Annotated in this window: 17 protein-coding genes; 7 read left to right on the plus strand and 10 right to left on the minus strand. The window is 73.1% G+C overall.

Going from position 1 to position 16,608, the window contains the following annotated elements; genetic code table 11:
- Positions 1 to 2: 2 nt before the first annotated feature.
- The 7 genes from ACIBST_RS21360 to ACIBST_RS21390 all read right to left on the minus strand — a co-directional run bounded on the left by ACIBST_RS21360 (position 3) and on the right by ACIBST_RS21390 (position 6,511).
- Positions 3 to 1,043, minus strand: coding sequence for a M24 family metallopeptidase (locus ACIBST_RS21360; RefSeq protein WP_397173847.1), 1,041 nt, complete (start codon positions 1,041 to 1,043; stop codon positions 3 to 5).
- Positions 1,040 to 1,942 (minus strand): ABC transporter ATP-binding protein, encoded by a 903-nt coding sequence (locus ACIBST_RS21365; protein WP_397173848.1) that lies wholly within the window; start codon positions 1,940 to 1,942, stop codon positions 1,040 to 1,042. The genes ACIBST_RS21360 and ACIBST_RS21365 overlap by 4 nt, the downstream gene beginning before the upstream one ends.
- The gene (locus tag ACIBST_RS21370; RefSeq protein ID WP_397173850.1) at positions 1,942 to 2,736 is read right to left on the minus strand and encodes an ABC transporter ATP-binding protein; all 795 of its coding nucleotides are present in this window, start codon (positions 2,734 to 2,736) and stop codon (positions 1,942 to 1,944) included. Before ACIBST_RS21370 ends, ACIBST_RS21365 begins: the two co-directional genes overlap by 1 nt.
- The gene (locus ACIBST_RS21375; protein ID WP_352328927.1) at positions 2,733 to 3,593 is read right to left on the minus strand and encodes an ABC transporter permease; all 861 of its coding nucleotides are present in this window, start codon (positions 3,591 to 3,593) and stop codon (positions 2,733 to 2,735) included. Before ACIBST_RS21375 ends, ACIBST_RS21370 begins: the two co-directional genes overlap by 4 nt.
- The gene (locus ACIBST_RS21380) at positions 3,590 to 4,726 is read right to left on the minus strand and encodes an ABC transporter permease (RefSeq protein WP_397173852.1); all 1,137 of its coding nucleotides are present in this window, start codon (positions 4,724 to 4,726) and stop codon (positions 3,590 to 3,592) included. The genes ACIBST_RS21375 and ACIBST_RS21380 overlap by 4 nt, the downstream gene beginning before the upstream one ends.
- A 12-nt stretch (positions 4,727 to 4,738) precedes the next feature.
- Entirely contained in the window at positions 4,739 to 6,319 is a 1,581-nt protein-coding gene (locus ACIBST_RS21385) for an ABC transporter substrate-binding protein (protein WP_397173854.1), read from the minus strand.
- Between the two features lie 63 nt (positions 6,320 to 6,382).
- Positions 6,383 to 6,511 carry a hypothetical protein gene (locus tag ACIBST_RS21390; protein ID WP_352325338.1) on the minus strand — a complete coding sequence of 43 codons (129 nt, stop codon included), beginning with the start codon at positions 6,509 to 6,511 and terminating at the stop codon, positions 6,383 to 6,385.
- On the opposite strand from ACIBST_RS21390, the gene ACIBST_RS21395 reads away from it, so the two are divergent.
- Positions 6,512 to 7,063, plus strand: a complete 552-nt coding sequence (locus ACIBST_RS21395) for an Lrp/AsnC family transcriptional regulator (protein ID WP_357987270.1) — start codon at positions 6,512 to 6,514, stop codon at positions 7,061 to 7,063. It begins immediately after the preceding gene.
- Between the two features lie 192 nt (positions 7,064 to 7,255).
- Here the strand turns inward: ACIBST_RS21395 and ACIBST_RS21400 are convergent, their stop codons facing one another.
- Complete coding sequence (locus tag ACIBST_RS21400) at positions 7,256 to 7,606, minus strand: hypothetical protein (RefSeq protein WP_397173856.1); 351 nt, start codon at positions 7,604 to 7,606, stop codon at positions 7,256 to 7,258.
- Between the two features lie 259 nt (positions 7,607 to 7,865).
- On the opposite strand from ACIBST_RS21400, the gene ACIBST_RS21405 reads away from it, so the two are divergent.
- The 4 genes from ACIBST_RS21405 (at position 7,866) to ACIBST_RS21420 (ending at position 11,611) form a co-directional block, all read left to right on the plus strand.
- A complete protein-coding gene (locus ACIBST_RS21405; protein ID WP_397173858.1) occupies positions 7,866 to 8,633 on the plus strand; it encodes a hypothetical protein in 768 nt (255 codons plus the stop codon).
- Positions 8,634 to 8,635: 2 nt separating this feature from the next.
- The gene (locus ACIBST_RS21410) at positions 8,636 to 9,376 is read left to right on the plus strand and encodes a hypothetical protein (RefSeq protein ID WP_397173859.1); all 741 of its coding nucleotides are present in this window, start codon (positions 8,636 to 8,638) and stop codon (positions 9,374 to 9,376) included.
- A 67-nt stretch (positions 9,377 to 9,443) separates the two neighbouring features.
- Complete coding sequence (locus ACIBST_RS21415; RefSeq protein WP_397173861.1) at positions 9,444 to 10,238, plus strand: phosphotransferase enzyme family protein; 795 nt, start codon at positions 9,444 to 9,446, stop codon at positions 10,236 to 10,238.
- 308 nt (positions 10,239 to 10,546) lie between these two features.
- Positions 10,547 to 11,611, plus strand: coding sequence for an NAD(P)-binding domain-containing protein (locus tag ACIBST_RS21420; protein WP_397173863.1), 1,065 nt, complete (start codon positions 10,547 to 10,549; stop codon positions 11,609 to 11,611).
- Positions 11,612 to 12,001: 390 nt separating this feature from the next.
- Here ACIBST_RS21420 and ACIBST_RS21425 read toward each other — a convergent pair whose 3' ends face one another.
- Complete coding sequence (locus ACIBST_RS21425) at positions 12,002 to 12,640, minus strand: GNAT family N-acetyltransferase (RefSeq protein WP_397173864.1); 639 nt, start codon at positions 12,638 to 12,640, stop codon at positions 12,002 to 12,004.
- A 136-nt stretch (positions 12,641 to 12,776) separates the two neighbouring features.
- On the opposite strand from ACIBST_RS21425, the gene ACIBST_RS21430 reads away from it, so the two are divergent.
- Both ACIBST_RS21430 and ACIBST_RS21435 read left to right on the plus strand, forming a co-directional pair.
- Positions 12,777 to 14,477, plus strand: a complete 1,701-nt coding sequence (locus ACIBST_RS21430) for a protein kinase (RefSeq protein ID WP_397173866.1) — start codon at positions 12,777 to 12,779, stop codon at positions 14,475 to 14,477.
- A gap of 111 nt (positions 14,478 to 14,588) precedes the next feature.
- Positions 14,589 to 15,608 (plus strand): coiled-coil domain-containing protein, encoded by a 1,020-nt coding sequence (locus tag ACIBST_RS21435; RefSeq protein WP_397173868.1) that lies wholly within the window; start codon positions 14,589 to 14,591, stop codon positions 15,606 to 15,608.
- On the opposite strand, the gene ACIBST_RS21440 is transcribed toward ACIBST_RS21435, so the two are convergent.
- Complete coding sequence (locus ACIBST_RS21440; protein WP_397173870.1) at positions 15,605 to 16,531, minus strand: pirin family protein; 927 nt, start codon at positions 16,529 to 16,531, stop codon at positions 15,605 to 15,607. The genes ACIBST_RS21435 and ACIBST_RS21440 overlap by 4 nt on opposite strands.
- Positions 16,532 to 16,608: the final 77 nt, after the last annotated feature.

Consider the following 16,608-nt stretch of genomic DNA (forward strand, 5'->3'; position numbering starts at 1 on the left):
CCTCAGCGGTCGAGGACGTGCAGGGTGTGCGGCCGCGTGCCCAGCGGCACCGGCTCGGCGGCCGTGCAGGCCACCACGTCGGCCACCCGCGCGCCGAACAGGTCGGGCACGTAGATGGCCGGTTCCAGGCAGACCGTCATCCCGGGGGCGAACACCGCGTCCTCGCCGGCCCGCGGCCCCTCGTCGTGGCCCAGGCCCACGCCCCGGCCCACGTGCGGCGCGGCGAAGCGGCCGTAGCCGCTGGCGTCGATGACCTCGTGCACCGTCCTGGCCAGCTCCGCGAACGGGACCGACGGCCGCAGCGCCGCCAGCGCCGCGCGGTGGGCGGCCAGCACCACCGAGTACATCGCCTCGTAGTCCTCCGGCGGCTCGGCGACGGCGAACACCCGGCCCGCCTCGGCGCAGTAGCCGTCCCAGCGGCCGCACACCGACACCAGCAGCGCGTCGCCCGGGTTGATCACGCGCCCGCCGGGCACGTGCTCGGGCCGCGCGGTGTGCTCGCCCGCCGACACGCGCAGCGAGATCACCTCCTCGCAGCCCGACTCCAGGGCCAGCAGCCGCAGCCGGCGCGCCATGGTCCGCTCGGTCGCGCCGAACCAGGCCAGCTCGGCCGCCTGCGCCAGCACCGCCTCCGCCGCCGCGACCGCCCGGCCGAGCGCCGTCAGCTCGGCGGGGTCCTTGCGCAGCCGCAGCGGCGCCAGCACCGCGGAGGCGGGCACCAGCTCGGCGGCGATCGCCAGCCGGAACAGCTCGCTCGCCCGCATCTCGGGGTCCACCCCGACCCGGCGCGCGGAGGCGGGCACCAGGCCCGCCGGGTCGCGGGTCTCGACGATCGCGTCGGCCGTCACCACGAGGAACACGCCCGGCCCGGCGCCGCCGTCCGGCGCGCCGCCCTCAGGCAGGACGCCCTCAGGGAGAGCGCCTTCTGGGGAGGCGCTCAGGAACCGGAAGTCGGGCGAGGGCCGCAACACCAGCACGTCGATGCCCTCCTGGGCCATCGCCCGCCGCACGGCCGCCACCCGCGCGGCGTGCCGCCGGCTCACGCCGGCTCGTGCAGCCAGCAGGCGACCGGCCCGAAGTCCGGCTCCTTCTCGCGGCACACCTCCATCACCAGCGGGCAACGCGGGTTGAACCGGCACCCGCCCGGCGGGTTCGCCGGGTCGGGCACGTCCCCGGCCAGCTCGGCGGGCAGCACGCCCATGCCGTCCGGCTTGGGGATGGCCCCCAGCAACGCCCTGGTGTACGGATGTTTCGGGTCGTCCCACACCTCGGCCGTCCCGCCCACCTCGACGATCTTGCCGAGGTACATGACGGCGATCCGGTCGGCGATCAGCCGCACCACCGACAGGTCGTGGCTGATGAACAGCAGCCCGGCGCCGGAGTCCACCGCCAGGTCGCGCATCAGCCGGGCCACCTGGGCCTGGGCGGAGGCGTCCAGCGCGGAGATCGGCTCGTCGCCGATGAGCAGCCGCGGCCGGGCCGCCAGCGCCCTGGCGATCGCGATGCGCTGCCGCTGGCCGCCGGAGAACTCGTGGGGGTGCCGTCCGGCGAACTCGCGCGGCAGGCCCACCCGCTCCAGCAGGTCGGCCGGGTCGGTACGGGTGTCGTCCGCGGTGCGCAGGCCGTCGGCGATCTGGTCGCCCACCCGGCGCCGCGGGTTCAGCGACGCGTACGGGTCCTGGAAGACCATCTGGATGCCCGTGAGCTTCCTGCGCCGCAGGCCGAGCGGCGTGACCTGCTGCCCCTCGAACGCGATCGACCCGTGGGTGACCGGGTTCAGCCCGCAGACCGCCCGCGCCAGGGTGGACTTGCCGCACCCCGACTCGCCGACCAGGCCCACGACCTCGCCCGCCCGTACGGTCAGGCTGGCCCCCGCCACCGCCCGCACCACCGGACGCCCGGGGGAGCGGTGTTCGACGACCAGGTCCTCGATGTCCAGCATCAGCCCTCCACGTCCGGAGCAGAATCAGGCACAGAATCAGGCAGCGAGTCCAGCAGGGCGCGGGTGTAGGGGTGCTCGGGGTCGCGCAGCACCCGCCCGCGCGGCCCGGTCTCCACGACCAGGCCGTCCTTCATCACGCTCACCTCGTCCGCGACCGCCGACATGACGCCCAGGTCGTGCGTGACCAGCAGCACGGCCAGGCCCAGCTCGTCGCAGAGCCCGCGCAGCAGCCGCAGCACGCCCGCCTGCACGGTCACGTCCAGCGCGGTGGTCGGCTCGTCGGCGATCAGCACCTTGGGCGAGCAGGCCAGCGCGACGGCGATGGCGATGCGCTGCCGCATGCCGCCGGAGAACTGGTGCGGGAAGCGCCCGTACGCCTCCTCGGCGCCCGGGATGCGCACCTTGCCCAGGAGCTCGACCGCCCGCGCCTTCGCCTCGGCCTTGCCCAGGCCCAGGTGGTGGCGCATGTGCTCGGTGAGCTGCCGGCCGATCGTGAGCATCGGGTGCAGGCTGGTCGCCGGGTCCTGGAAGACCATGGCGACCTCGCCGCCGCGCACCTGGTTGAGCTCCTTGGGCGGCAGCGTGAGCAGGTCCCGCTCGCCGAGCCCGATCCGGCCCGAGACGCGCGCGCCGTGCGGCAGCAGCCCGAGCACGGCCAGGCCCGTCATCGTCTTGCCCGACCCGCTCTCGCCGGCCAGGCCGTGCACGCGCCCGGCGGCCAGCTTCAGGTCGACGCCGCGCAGGATCTCCTTGCCGTGGATCGACACCTTCAGGCCGGTGATGTCCAGCGTCACAACGCACGCTCCTTGATCGCGCGGGCCGTCCGCGGGTCGAGCGCGTCCCGCAGCGTGTCGCCGAGGAAGTTGAACGCCAGCACCACGGTCAGGATCGCCAGGCCGGGGAACGTCGCCACCCACCAGCTGTCGAAGACCTCCACGCCGGAGGCCACCATCGCGCCCCACTCGGGGGACGGCGGCTTGGCGCCCAGGCCCAGGAACGACAGGCCGGACAGCAGCAGCAGCGCCGTGCCGATGTCGAGCGTGGCCAGCACCAGGATCGGGCCGGTCACGTTCGGCAGCACGTCCACCCGCAGCGAGCGCCACACCGAGAAGCCCAGCAGCCGCCCGCTCAGCACGAACTCCCGCTCGCGCACGCCCAGCACCAGCCCGCGGGTGACGCGGGCGTAGGCGGGCCAGGCCACCACCAGCACGGCCAGCACGGCGTTGCCCAGGCTCGCGCCCAGCGCCGCGGCCACCACCATGGCCAGGATCACGGTCGGGAACGCGAACACCAGGTCCGCGATCCGCATGATCGTCTCGCCGACCCACTTGCCGAAGTACCCGGCGCACGCCCCCAGCAGGCCGCCGACCAGCACCGACAGCACGACCAGCAGCAACGTCAGCGGGATCGACACCCGCGCGCCGTACATGACGCGGCTCAGGATGTCGCGTCCGAGCTGGTCGGTGCCGAACCAGTGGCCGGGCCCCGGGGGAGCCAGCCGCGGCAGGTCCTGGGCCAGCGGGTCGTGCGGCGCCAGCCACGGCGCGGCCAGCGCGATCACCAGCCAGGCCACGGCCAGCACGGCGCCCGCGACGGCCAGCGGCTGCCGCCACGCCTCGGGCAGCCTGCCCAGCAGCCCCTTGCCTCTCATTGCAGCCTCACTCGGGGATCGATGACGCCGTACAGCACGTCCACGATCAGGTTGATGACCAGGTAGACCACGCCCACGACCAGGCCGACGCCCATCACGGCGGGCAGGTCGAGGCTGGTGGCGCTCTTGTAGGCATACTGGCCGACGCCGGGCCAGGCGAAGATCGCCTCGACCAGGACGGTGCCGGACAGCAGGCTGCCGAAGGCCAGACCGGCCACGGTGATGATCGGGACCAGCGCCGAACGCAGCACGTACCTGAACAGGATCACCCGGCCCGGCAGCCCCTTGGCGCGGGCCGCCCGGACGTAGTCCTGGCCCAGCACCTCCAGCACCGCCGAACGGGTGAAGCGGGTCAGCAGGCCGATCGTGTACAGCGCCAGCACCAGCGCGGGCGTGATCAGGTGGCCGACGGCGGAGGTGAAGATGTCCCACCGGCCCGCCAGCAGCGCGTCGACCGTCTGCAGCCCGGTCACCGCCGGCGCCGAGCCGAGCGCCGCGTCCACGCGTCCGCTGCCCGGCGTGATCTGCAACCGGAAGAAGAACACGTAGAACGCCACCAGCGCCAGCCAGAACGTCGGCACCGAGATGCCGATCAGGCTGACCAGCCGCAGCACGTGGTCGGACAGCCGGTCCCTGCGCAGCGCGGCGACCACGCCGAAGGCCACGCCCAGCACCAGCGAGATCAGGATCGCCGCGCCCGCCAGCTCCAGCGTCGCCGGGACGAACTCGGCCAGGTCCTGGCTGACCGGGCGGTGGCTCTGCTGGCTGGTGCCCAGGTCGCCCTGGACCAGGCCCTGCAGATAGATCGCGTACTGCTGCCACAGCGGCTTGTCCAGGCCGTGCTCGGACCGCCACTGCGCCACGATGGCCGGGTCGCCCAGCGCCCGCTGGCCCAGGTTGGCGGCCACGGGGTCGCCGGGCACCAGGTTCGTCAGCAGGAACGTGACGAGCGTGATGCCCCAGGCCAGCAGCACGGCGATGAGGATGCGCCGGATGAGGAAGCGGGCCAGCGGGTGCACGCCCCGCCGCCGCCGCGTCCCTGCGGCGGCCGTCTCGGCCGTTTCGGCCGTCTCGACCGGGGAGCCGGCGCCGGGGCGCGGCGGCGAGCCCGCCGCGCCCGGGTTGTCGGACACCTGCCGGTCTCCTTACTTCGCGCCGAGGTCGGCGACGTCCACGGTCCAGACCGGGTGGTACTCCAGGCCCGTCACGGACGCGGCCGACACGATGTTCTGGCTCGGCTGGATCAGCGGCACGAACGGGCCGGAGGTGTTGAGCTTGGTCTGCAGGTCGGCGTAGGCCGTCTTGCGCGCCTCGTCGCCGATCGCGGTCGCGGCCTTGTCAGCGGCCGACTCGATCTCCTTGGCCGCGCCTTCCTTCCAGCCGGCCCGCAGGCCCACGGTCTTGCCGGGCGCGAAGGCCAGGTAGTCGCTCGGGTCCGGGTAGTCCGGGCCCCAGTACCACAGGCCCATCTCCTCCTTGCCGTTGCGGTAGTTGTCCAGCGCGGTCGTCACCGGCGCGGGCTGGAGGTCCACCGTGATGCCGACCTCCTTGAGGTTGGCCTGGATGCGCTCGGCCAGCGGCTGGAAGGACAGGCCGTTGACGGTCAGCTCGCTCGGGAACTCCAGCTTGACGGTCGGGTTCGACACGCCGCTGGCCGCCAGGGCCGCCTTGGCGCCCTCGACGTCCCGCTTGGGCGCCTGCTCCGGCGGCAGCGCGCCGAGCAGCTGCGACGGGATGATGCCGGGAGCCTGCGTCGAGCCCTCGCCGGCCAGCTCCAGCAGGCCCGCGTAGTCCACGCCCTTGCGCACGGCCTCGACGAACTTGGCGTTCGGCGTGGTCTTGCTGACGCCCGAGTCCTGGTTGGCCAGCAGGAAGATGACGTTCGCCGAGGCGGTCTTCTTCACCTGCAGGGTGGAGGGCATGTTGGTGACCTGGTCACCGGACAGGTTCAGCGCCACCTGGCTGTCGCCGCGCTGCACGTTGAGCTTCTGCGTGGCGGCCTCGACGTTGCGGATGACGACCTTGTCGTAGGCCGGCTTGGTGCCGTAGTACTTCGGGTTCGCCTTGAGCGTGACCTGGCTGCTCACGTTGAACGACTCGATCGTGTACGGGCCGGACCCGGCCGAGGAGGCGTTCAGGTACTGCTCGGCCTTGTCCTGGGCGTCGGCAGTCGCGCCGTGCTCCTTGGCGACCTTGCTGTTGAGGATGCCCAGCGCCGGGTTCGGCAGGATGTAGGGCAGCGCCGGGTTCGGCGCCTTCGACGTCAGCGTGATCGTCGAGTCGTCGGTCTTGGCCACCTCGACGCCGTCCAGCAGGAACGACGGGGTGCCCTTCATGTCACGCACGCGGTTGAGCGAGAACACCACGTCGTCGGCGGTGATCGGCGAGCCGTCGGCGAAGGTGGGGCCCTTCTTGAGCTTGAGCGTCAGCGTCTTGCCGTCCTCGCTCAGCTCGTAGGACTCGGCCAGCGCCGGGACCGGCTTGGTCACGTCGGAACCGTCGAAGGTCAGCAGCGTCTCGTAGACGGCCTTGCCGACGATGAGCCCGGTCGGCTCGTAGGTGCGGCCGGGGTCGGCCGTCTTGAGGTCGAACGACGTGTCGATGACGAGCGTCTTCCCACCGCCACCGGAGGCCGCCGGGGTCTGCGAGGTGCCGCCGCTTCCGCAGGCGGCGAGGGCGAGCGCACCGGCGAGCAGCACTGCCGCCGTCTGCGAGCGGGTCGCCATGGGGTCCTCCAAATTGGACGTTCGGGAGAAGGATGTCGAGGATTGTCCGGCAGAACGTCCAGGTCATGTGCGGTCCGCGAGACGGATATAAATGGTCGAGGTGTAATGATGAGTGATATTTCCAGAAATGGTGCCAGCGGCGGCGGTCAGCCTGGACGGATCGGCATCGGTCTCGAGCTGGACGACGTCCACATGAAGATCCTTGAGGTCCTGCGCGAGAACGGCAGGATCTCGGTCGCCGCGCTGGCCGAACGGGTCGGCATCTCCCGCGCGAACGCCTACACGCGCTTCGAGGCGCTGCGCGCCGACGGCGCGATCAAGCGCTTCACCGCGGAGATCGACCACGTGCGCGCCGGGCTCGGCATCACCGCGCTGATCTTCGTGACCGTGCGCCAGCAGATGTGGAAGCAGTTCAGGGCCGAACTGGCCCGGATGCCCGAGGTCGAGTACTGCGCGATCACCACCGGCCAGCACGACGCCATGATCCAGGTGCGGGTCTCCGACGTGGCCGCCGTGCACACCATGGTGACCGACCGCCTGGCCAACATCCCGGCGGTCAAGGCCACCGAGACCGTGTTCATCCTGGACGAAGTGCTCAGACGGCCGTACGTGCTGCCGTCCGACCGGGACGCCTCCCGTCCCGCGCGGCGCACACCCCAGGAGACGCAAGGGGACGTGCCGCTCGGCAAGATGCGCTTCGTCGGCGCGGCCGAGGGACGGGCCGCATTGCGCAAGGACGGCTAGCCACCGCTCTCGGCAAGGACAGTCGGGCGCCGCTCCCTGCGTGGAGAGCGGCCGTGTGGCCGGGGGCGAGGGCCTGGTGGCGTGATGCGTCGCCCGCTCCCGGCCGACCGGCCCCTGATCTTCCGGTCTTCCAGTCTCCCGGCTCTCGGTCTCCCGGCCCCCCGCCTCCTGGCCTTCCGCTTGGAGGGCCGGTCAGGAGGTCGGGACCTCGGCGCACACGCTGACGTGCAGCGTGTCGTCGCCGTCGAACCGGAACTCCTCCACCAGGCGCAGCAGCCCGTCCTCGCCCTGCTCGACGCGGCTGCTGCTCTGGCCGCCCGCCTTGCCGCCCGCCTTGAGCGCGTGGGCGTAGGAGATGGAGACGTCGGCGCCGTCGCGCGTCCCGACGAAGCGGCCGTGGGTCACGGTGTCGCCCGTGTAGCTGCCCCACACCACGCCGTCGGCCTCCCAGTACAGGAACTCCGTCGGGCTGTCGGGGTCCACCGCGCTCGCCGTCGAGCTCACCATCACGAATTTACGGCCGTTGAGATTCACGCCGTCCATAGTCACCATTTTTCTGGATCATCACCGACCGGCTGGACGTTTGGTCAGAACACCCGGTCATGATCAACGATCCGTCCAGCGGCAGCGCCGCCCCGGACCCCTGCGCGAGCAGGTTCTCGACCTCCCCCGCCCCGCCCGGTGCCGCTCCCTCGGCGGCCGACACGCTTGCCGCGACTTTACTTGCCGGTAGCTGACACCAGCGTTGCATAGTGTGATAGTCATGTAACACTGTGTATTCGAGAAGATTTGGGAGATCTTCATGCTGGCGTACACGCTCTCGATCGTGGCGGCCGTGGGCGTGGTGGCGCTCACCGCGCTGGTGTTCCGGCTCACGAAGAAGGGCAGCGAGGACGCCGAGCCCGACGGGGTCTCGGCCGGTCACGCCGGGTCGATGTTGTCGGCGCTGTTCCTGCTGGTGTTCGCGATCGCGATCATCGTGCCGTGGACCACCGCCGACGCCGCCCGCCAGAACGCCCAGGCCGAGAGCCAGGCCGCGATCGACGCCTACTGGGCCGCGGCCGACCTGCCCGGCACCGCTCAGCAGACGGTCCGCACCGCGCTGCGCGACTACGTCACCTTCGTGGTCAGAGACGAGTGGCCGCTGATGGCCGAGGGCCGCATGGACCCGGTCGGAGCCGCCCGGCTCGACGCCATGCGCAGCCGGGTGAGCGCCGTCGACGCCAAGACCGACGACGACAAGGACGCCCGCGACGCCGTGCTCGAACGCGTCGCCGCGATCGCCGCCGCCCGTTCCCAGCGCTCGATGGACGCCGCCGCCACCCCGCCCCAGGGGCTGCTGTTGCTGACCGTGCTCACCGGCCTGCTCGTCGTCGTCTTCCCCTACCTGGCCGGCGCGCGGCCACGCGGCCTGGCGGTCCTGCCGCTGCTCGCGATGGCCGCGATGCTCGGCTTCGGCACCTATCTGACCTGGGACATCTCCCACGCCTTCGCCGGGCCGCTGGCGGTCGGGCCGCAGGCGTTCCAGGGCGCGCTGCAGGAGTTCTCCCGCATCGCCGGGGGAATGTGACCGTGGGCGTCAGGCGCGCGCCGCTGCTGCTGGCCGCCGCTCTGCTCGCCGCGAGCGCGGCCGGCCCGGCGGCGGCCGACCTGCAACCCCCGGCGCCCGGCACCGTGCGCGTACGTCCGACGCAGCTTCCGAGCCCGGGGATCACGATCCACGGCGGGCGCGGGCGCGACGGCCGCACCGGTCCGGTGGTGTCGGTGCCGGGCGCCCAGATCTGGGACGACCCGGGGCCGGTGGTGTCGGTGCCGGGCGCGCAGATCCGTGATGCTCAAGAACCGCGGGGGTCGGTGTCGGAGCGGCCCGGCGGGCGGGTGCCGCGGACCGGCGCCCCCGTGCCGCGCGTGTCGATCGGTCCCGGCTCGGTGTGCGTGTACGGGCCGAGCGGCAGCGTCGAGGTGGGCGACTGCCACGTCCGCCCGTCCCCGCCGCCTCCGCCTCCGCCTCCGCCGCCTCGCTCGTCGCCGCGGCCGACCCCGCGTCCCACGCCGCCGTCCACCCCGCCGCGCACGCCGAGGCCGGTGCACCATCCCACGCCCCGGCCGGTGCACGTGGCGCCGCCGGTACGGGTGCCCGTCCAGGAGGTCACGCCGACGCCCAAGCCCACCCCTAAGGTCGCGGTGCACCGGCGGGTCAGGCAGGTCCAGGCGTCGCCCCGGCGCAAGAACCCGCTCGGCACGGTCCTGGTCATGGTGGTCCTGGTGACGGCGATCGCCTCCACGACCGCGGTCGCGTTCAGAGCCCGCTGACGCCTCCCGGCGCGTTCCGGGCTCGACGGCGCTGGCCAATGCGCGCCGGGATGCGAGGATGGCGGGCGTGTCCGAGCATGACGAGGAACCGCTGACCGGGGGCGGCGTCAATCAGGTGGTGCGGATCGGTGCCACCGTCCGCCGTCCGACCGGCCCGTGGACGCCGGCCGTGCACGCGCTGCTCGCCCATCTGGCCGCCCGCGGCTTCACGGGCGCGCCGTCCGCGCACGGGATCGAAGTCCAGGGCCGGGAGGTGCTCGACTTCGTCCCCGGCGAGGTGCCCGGAGATCCGTTGCCCGACTATGCACGTTCCGACCAGGCCCTCGGCGAGGTAGCCCGGCTGCTGCGCCGCTACCACGACGCCACCGAGGGTTTCCTGCCCGCCGTCGGGGCCGTCTGGTACTTCCCGCCGCGCGAGCCCATCGAGGTCATCTGCCACGGGGACGTCGCGCCGTACAACTGCGTGTTCCGCGACGGGCGGCCGGTGGCCCTGATCGACTTCGACACCGCCCATCCGGGGCCGCGCGTGTGGGACGTCGCCTACGCCGCGTACCGGTTCGTCCCGCTGAGCGATTCCCGTCACGACGGGGCCGATCCGGTGGGGGAGCAGGCGCGCAGGCTGCGGTTGTTCGCAGACGCCTACGGCCTTGCCGAAGGTGACCGTCTTGCACTGCCCGTCACCGCGGCCGACCGGCTGGCACACCTCGTACGGCACATGCATGACCGCGCGGCGGCAGGGGACCGTACCTTCGCCGCGCACATCGCCCGCGGCGACGCCGCGTTGTACGACACCGACCGCGAGCACATCCTGCGCCACCGCGCCCTGTTCGCCACAGCGCTGACGGATCCGCCACCCGCCTGATCCAGACGGGCGCCGCTGCCTGAGCCGGTAGGGCGTCGTTGTTGGGCTGGCCGGGACATCGCCGGATCGGCCTGGCGTTGCTGTTGGGTCGGCGGGGTGCTGCCGCGAGATCGGCTCGGCGTTGCTGTTGGACCAGCGGGGCGTCGTCGGATCGGGCCGGCGTCGCTGTTGGATCGGCGGGTGGTGCCGCGGGATCGGCTCGGCGTCGCTGTTGCACCGGCCGGGTGCCCGTCGCAGGACCGGCTGGGAGGTCAAGCAGGAACGGCCCGGGGGGAAGAGCGGGCGGGGGCGCGGGGTTGCAGTCGAGCGTGGAGACGACCGAGGTTGTGGTGATCGGGGCCGGGCAGGCGGGGCTGTCCAGTGCGTACTTCCTGCGACGGTTCGGCATCGGGACGATCGTGCTCGACGCGTCCGCCGGGCCAGGGGGCGCGTGGCGGCATCGGTCGCCGTCGCTGACCATGGACAAGGTGCACGGGATCTTCGACCTGCCCGGCCTGCCGGACGGGGTGGCGGCGGCAGGTGACCGGCCCGCGGCGGAGGCCGTCCCCGCGTACTACGGCGACTATGAGCGGCGGGTGGGGCTGGAGGTCCTGCGGCCGGTCAAGGTGACGGCCGTCCGGGAGGGGGAGGACGGGCGGCTGGTCGTGGCGGCGGACGCGGGGGAGTGGGCGGCCAAGGCCGTGGTCAACGCGACGGGCACCTGGACGCGGCCGTACTGGCCGTACTACCCGGGGGTCGGCGACTTCCTGGGCGAGCAGCTTCACTACGCCGGTTATCGCGGGCCGGCGGCGTTCGCCGGTCGGCGGGTGGTCGTGGTCGGGGGCGGGGCCTCGGCGATGCACGTGTTGTCGGAGGTGGCCGGGGTCGCCGCCGGCACCGTCTGGGTCACCCGGCGTCCGCCCGTCTTCAGGGGCGACGACTTCGGCGAGGACGCCCGGCGCGAGGCCGTCGCCCTGGTGGAGGCGCGGGTGCGGGCCGGATTGCCGCCGCAGAGCGTGGTCAGCGTCACCGGGCTCGGTTACAGCGTCGTCGTGCGGGAGGCGATGGCCAAGGGGGCGCTGGAGCGGCTGCCGATGTTCCGCCGCCTCACCCCGTACGGCGTGGAGTGGGCGGACGGGCGGCAGACCGCGGCGGACGTCGTCGTGTGGGCCACCGGGTTCCGGTCGGCGCTCGACCACCTCGCGCCGCTGCGCCTGCGGGAGCCGGGCGGCGGCATCAAGGTGGACGGGACGCGGGTCGTCCGGGAGCCGCGGCTGCAACTCGTCGGCTACGGGCCTTCGGCCAGCACGGTCGGCGCCAACCGCGCGGGCCGCACCGCCGCCCGCAACATCCGCGCCCTCCTGACCCCACGCCCAGCCGCCCCCGCCGCCTGACCCACGCCAGGCCCTCCGGTGACCTGACCGCATGTCCGACGCTTCGGACCGCCTGACCATGTGTCCGGGGGGAGGCGGTGGGCGTTGACGTGGATGGCCGCCTGGCATTGCGTCCGAGGGCCGGACCGCCCGGCCCTTCCTGCGGCCAGGCACAATGTCCGGCCCTCTCAAGGGCTGGTTTCGTGTCCGGTGCTCGGGGCGCCTGACCCTTCCTGCGGCCGGACCCATGTCCGGCCCTCTCAATGTCTGGTTTCGTGTTCGGTGCTTCGGGCCGCCTGATCCTGCTTCCGGCGGTCCCCGCCGCCAGGCCCTTCCCGGGGATTGACCGTGTGTCCGGTGCTTCGGGGCGTTCGGCCTTGTGGCCTGACTCCGTGCGGTTTGGCGCAGGGGTTAGTTCTCGGCGACGCCGAAGGCGGTCCAGCCGAGGTCGGGGAAGCCTGCCGCCTTGGCGACGGCGGCTGAGGCGGTGTTGCTGGCCGCGTGCATGTACGTCGGCACCGCCCCCTCGTCCAGCACCCGCCGCGCCGCCTGCGCCACCAGCCGTCTGGCCAGGCCGCGCCCGCGGGCCTCGGGCGCGGTCACCACCGACAGCTCCCGGCCGAAGCGGTCGTGCCGCTTGATGCCCACCCCGGCCAGGTGCTCGCCGGTCTCGGGGTCCACGGCCACCAGCACCTCGCCGCCGAACACGCGCAGCCATCCGGGGACGGCGTCGTCCGTCGCCGGGACCCACTCGCCGGCGTCGGGCAGGGGCGCGGGCTCGGTGGTCCACCGGAAGACGGCGTCGAACCAGCCGCGATCCCCATATCCGATCAGTCCGGGGACCTCCCGGAGCGTCCGCGCGGCGCGCACCCGGGCGACGTGCTCGGGCGGCACCGACAACATCGCCCCCTCCGGGGTGCCGACGCCGACGGCCGGGTGCACGCGGCCGTCCCAGGCGGGCAGCGTGCGCAGCGGCGAGCCCGTGACGTCGAGGTTTCCCGTGGGCGGCCAGGCCCCGAGCCACTCGCGCAGATGATCGGTGAGAGCCACGGACCTACTATAGGAAGTAGGAAAAATACCGATTGCGATAGGGGGTCGGTTACTCGCGCGAAGGGGCTCGACACGGCGTGTTACCTTCGGCTAGCTTCCTGACATAAGGATCTTTATCCGGTCAGGAGGCCCCGACATGGCTGTTCCCGGTTACACGGAGATCCGGGAACTCGGTCACGGAGGAACCGGCCGCGTCGTGCTCGCCGTCCGCGACCCCGACGGCTTACCGGTCGCGATCAAGCACCTGTCCGAGGCCCTGCGCGCGGACGGCGAGTTCGCCGCCCGCTTCCGCGTCGAGGCCGGGGTCATCGGCGAGATCGACAGCCCCCACACCGCCCGCCTGCTGGACTACGTCGAGGCCGGGGGCACGTCCGCGATCGTGATGGAGCTGGTCGACGGCGTCACGCTGCGCCGCCTGATCGCCGCCGAGGGGGGCACCGGCGTGGAGGCCGCGCTCACCCTGCTGAAGGGGGCCCTGCTCGGCCTCGCCGAGGCGCACCGGCGCGGGGTGGCGCACCGCGACTTCAAGCCCGAGAACGTCATCGTCACCCCGGACGGCGACAGCAAGCTCGTCGACTTCGGCGTCGCGGCCCGGTTCGGCGAGACCGGCGCCCTGGCCGGCACCCCCGCCTACATGTCCCCCGAGCAGTGGGAGGACGCCCCGGCCGGCCCGGCCTGCGACGTGTACGCCGCCGCCCTGGTGTTCTACGAATGCCTCACCGGCCGCCGCCCGTTCACCGCCGCGAACCTGGCCGCCCTGGCCTTCCAGCACCAGCACATGCCGCCCCCGCTGGAGCACGTGGACGGACGCCTGCGCGGCCTCGTCGAGCACGGCCTGGCCAAGGACCCCGCCCACCGGCCCGCCTCGGCCGAGGCGTTCCTGGCCGAGCTGGAGGAGGTGGCGCGCGGGACGTACGGCGCGGGATGGGAACTGCGCGGGCGCTCGGGACTCGCCGTGCTGGCGATGCCGTTCGCCGCGCTGCTGCCGTCGGCCGGGACCGGCGGAGGGATGGGCGGGGGGACGGGTGGAGGGATCATCGGGACGAGCGGTGCGGAGAACGGCGCCGCGACGGGCACCAGCGTGGTGCGCAGCTCGTTCGGGCCGCCGGCCAAGCTGGCGGTGACCGGTGGGCTGGTGCTGGCGACGGCGGCGGCGGTGGCGTCGACGTTCGTGATCTGGAGCGGCTCGCCCACGCCCGACAGCGGCGTCGCGATGCCGCCGGAGTCCGTGGAGAGCTCGTTCAGGACGCCGTCCGGCACGCCGGATCCGGAGCTGCCCGTGCCGAGCGGGTCCGGGACGGGTTCGCCGCCCGCGACGGCCACCGGCGGGCCCACCATGCCCACCGTGGTTGCCATGCCGACGGTGCCCGGTGTGCCGACCGCGGGGCCCGCGTCGTCCGCGCCGCCCGCCACGAGGGCACCGAACAGCCGGCCGCCGAGGCCGACCAGCGGGCCGTCGGAGTCGGGGCCGCCTTCGGGCCCGTCGGAGTCGGAGCCGGCTTCGGGGCCGCCGCCCACGCGGTCGTCGCCGGCGTCCACCCGGCAGTCCGCGACCGGGGGCCCGGCTCCCAAGCCGCCCGCCACGAGCGCACCCGCCCCGGAGCCCTCCGCCAAGCCGCCCGCCAAGAGCCACGAACCGCTCCTGTCCGTCTCGGTCGGGTTGTCGCTCGGCGGGTCGCTGCTCGGCGGCGGCGGGGGCGGGCTGCTGGACGCCGACCTCGACGTCGGCCTGGGCTCCAGCCTGCTAGGCATGCTCGTGGTGCCGGGATCGGCCCTGGTCGGAGGCCGCATCGCGGTAAGACGCGCACGAAAATCACGTAGTCAGGAAAAGTCATGAGTTGCAGGGAATGATGCTTGATCCCCTACTATCAGCGTCGGAAAGAGGGCGTCCCGGACTCTGATTAGCTCCTGACCGGAACCCGCCCTGCGGCTCAGGCTAAGGAGGACAGTGGCGGTCGCCTCCTCCGCCGTGGGCAACGTGGTGCGGGCCGTGGTCGCCGTGCTGGTCGCCGCACTCGTCGCAGTGACCGCCGGGCTGCCGATGACGGCGGGCAACGCCTCAGCCGGGCGCGCGGCCCCCAAGCCCTCGGTGAAGCAGCTCAAGAAGGAGCTGGCCGCGCTGAGCAAGGAGTCGGACCGGCTCATCGAGGAGTACTACAACAGCCGCCGCGCCCAGCAGCAGGCCGAGAAGACGGAGAAGAGCGCGCGCGAGCGGCTGGCCGCCGCCCAGGAGGTCTACGACCGGGAATCCCTCCAGCTCAGGACGCTGGCCGTGGCCCAGTACATCGGCGGCGAACCCAACCAGATCGCCCTGTTCACCGGCAGCCAGAACCCGGACGTGCTGCTGAGCCGCCTGGCGCTGAGCCGCCACCTGATCGACGTCCAGGACGCCCGGCTGCGCGGCTACGCCAAGGTCAGGGACGAACGTCGCAAGGCCGAGCAGGAGGCCGCCGCCCGCGCCGAGGAACTCGGCGCCGCGGTGGCCGACCTGGAGGGGCGCAAGAAGAAGGCCGAGAAGCTGATCGAGAAGATCAAGGACCGGATCGACAAGCTCTACACGGCCCCGGGCGTGCGGCGTCCGGACGGCACGTGGGTGCCGCAGCTCCCGGACGGCTCCGAGAACATCACGCCCCGCATGCGCCTGGTCAAGACTCTGATCAAGGAACGGTTCGTGGTGCCGTTCGGGATCGGCTGCTACCGGACGATCCAGGACGGCGGCGAGCACCCGCTCGGCCGCGCCTGCGACTTCATGCTCAGCCACGGCGGCGCGATGCCGTCGGCGGCCGAGGTCAAGCGCGGCTACGAGATCGCCGACTGGGCCATCAAGAACTCCCGGCGCCTCGGGATCATGTACATCATCTACCGCCAGCGCATCTGGCACGCCAGGACGGGCACCTGGCGGACGATGTCCAACCGCGGCGGCACGACGGCCAACCACTTCGACCATCCGCACATCTCGGTCTACTAGCGCGTCTCGGGGCGTACTCGTCCGCGCGGCTTCAGGCGGATGGAGGGCAGCGCCGGGGCGGGCAGCGGCTCGCCGTCGAAGCCCTCGACCGTGCCGAAGCCCTCGCCTTCCGCCCACTCCTTCCGGAAGGCGGCGATCTCCTCGTGGGAGCGCCCCACGAAGTTCCACCACATGACGATCTCCTCGCCGAACGGCTCGCCGCCGATCAGCAGCACCCGCCCGCGCCCCGACAGCCGCAACGTGCCGGGGCCCGGCGGCAGGTAGCGCAGCGCCCCCGGCACGGCCTGCTCGACCTCGCCGTCGAGCAGCAGCAGCCCGTGCTCGAAGGCGGGGTCGAGCGGCACCTCGCCCGTGCCGTCGACCGTCACCTCGGCGCCCACCAGCGGGGTGTAGGTGGTGGCGGGCGAGGTCACGCCGCCGAGCGTGCCCATGATCACGGTGGCGTCGAAGCCGGGGCCGGACAACACGGGCAGGGTGGCGTGGTGCTCGAAGGCGGGGGCCGTGTGCCGGTGGGCCTCCGGCAGGGCCACCCAGAGCTGCACGCCGTGCAGCGTCGTGCCGGGCGACTCCTCCGAGTGGGAGATGCCGCGTCCGGCCGTCATCAGGTTGAGCCGGCCGGGACGCACCCGGCTCAGGCTGCCGACGCTGTCGCGGTGGAGCACCTCGCCCGCGACCAGCCAGGTCACCGTCTGCAGGCCGGTGTGCGGGTGGGACGGCACGCGCATCAGCGCCGGCTCGGGACCGTAGGCGTCGACGAAGCACCAGGCGCCGATCATCCGCCGGTGCACGCCGGGCAGCGTCCTGCTCACCCGCATCGCGCGCGGGCCGCCCAGCGGCACCTCGCGTCCGGTCAGCACCTCGCTGTGGTCGCCGCCGTCGGCGGCGCAGCGGAGTTCGCGGGGGTCACGTTCCATGTTGCTCACCCCACGACTGTAGGGGGCCGTACGGCCCCCCACACCCGGCGTCCCCCGGCCGTGACGGCTGCCCCAAGGTCTCCCAC

This window comes from Nonomuraea sp. NPDC049684 (assembly GCF_044465345.1).
Taxonomy (GTDB): domain Bacteria; phylum Actinomycetota; class Actinomycetes; order Streptosporangiales; family Streptosporangiaceae; genus Nonomuraea.

Bases quoted from the DNA above. Each gene is read 5' to 3' on its own strand.
- ACIBST_RS21365 (WP_397173848.1), bottom strand. From the start codon at position 1,942: ATGCTGGACATCGAGGACCTGGTCGTCGAACACCGCTCCCCCGGGCGT.
- ACIBST_RS21375 (WP_352328927.1), bottom strand. From the start codon at position 3,593: ATGAGAGGCAAGGGGCTGCTGGGCAGGCTGCCCGAGGCGTGGCGGCAG.
- ACIBST_RS21385 (WP_397173854.1), bottom strand. From the start codon at position 6,319: ATGGCGACCCGCTCGCAGACGGCGGCAGTGCTGCTCGCCGGTGCGCTC.
- ACIBST_RS21395 (WP_357987270.1), top strand. From the start codon at position 6,512: ATGAAGATCCTTGAGGTCCTGCGCGAGAACGGCAGGATCTCGGTCGCC.
- ACIBST_RS21400 (WP_397173856.1), bottom strand. From the start codon at position 7,606: ATGGACGGCGTGAATCTCAACGGCCGTAAATTCGTGATGGTGAGCTCG.
- ACIBST_RS21405 (WP_397173858.1), top strand. From the start codon at position 7,866: ATGCTGGCGTACACGCTCTCGATCGTGGCGGCCGTGGGCGTGGTGGCG.
- ACIBST_RS21430 (WP_397173866.1), top strand. From the start codon at position 12,777: ATGGCTGTTCCCGGTTACACGGAGATCCGGGAACTCGGTCACGGAGGA.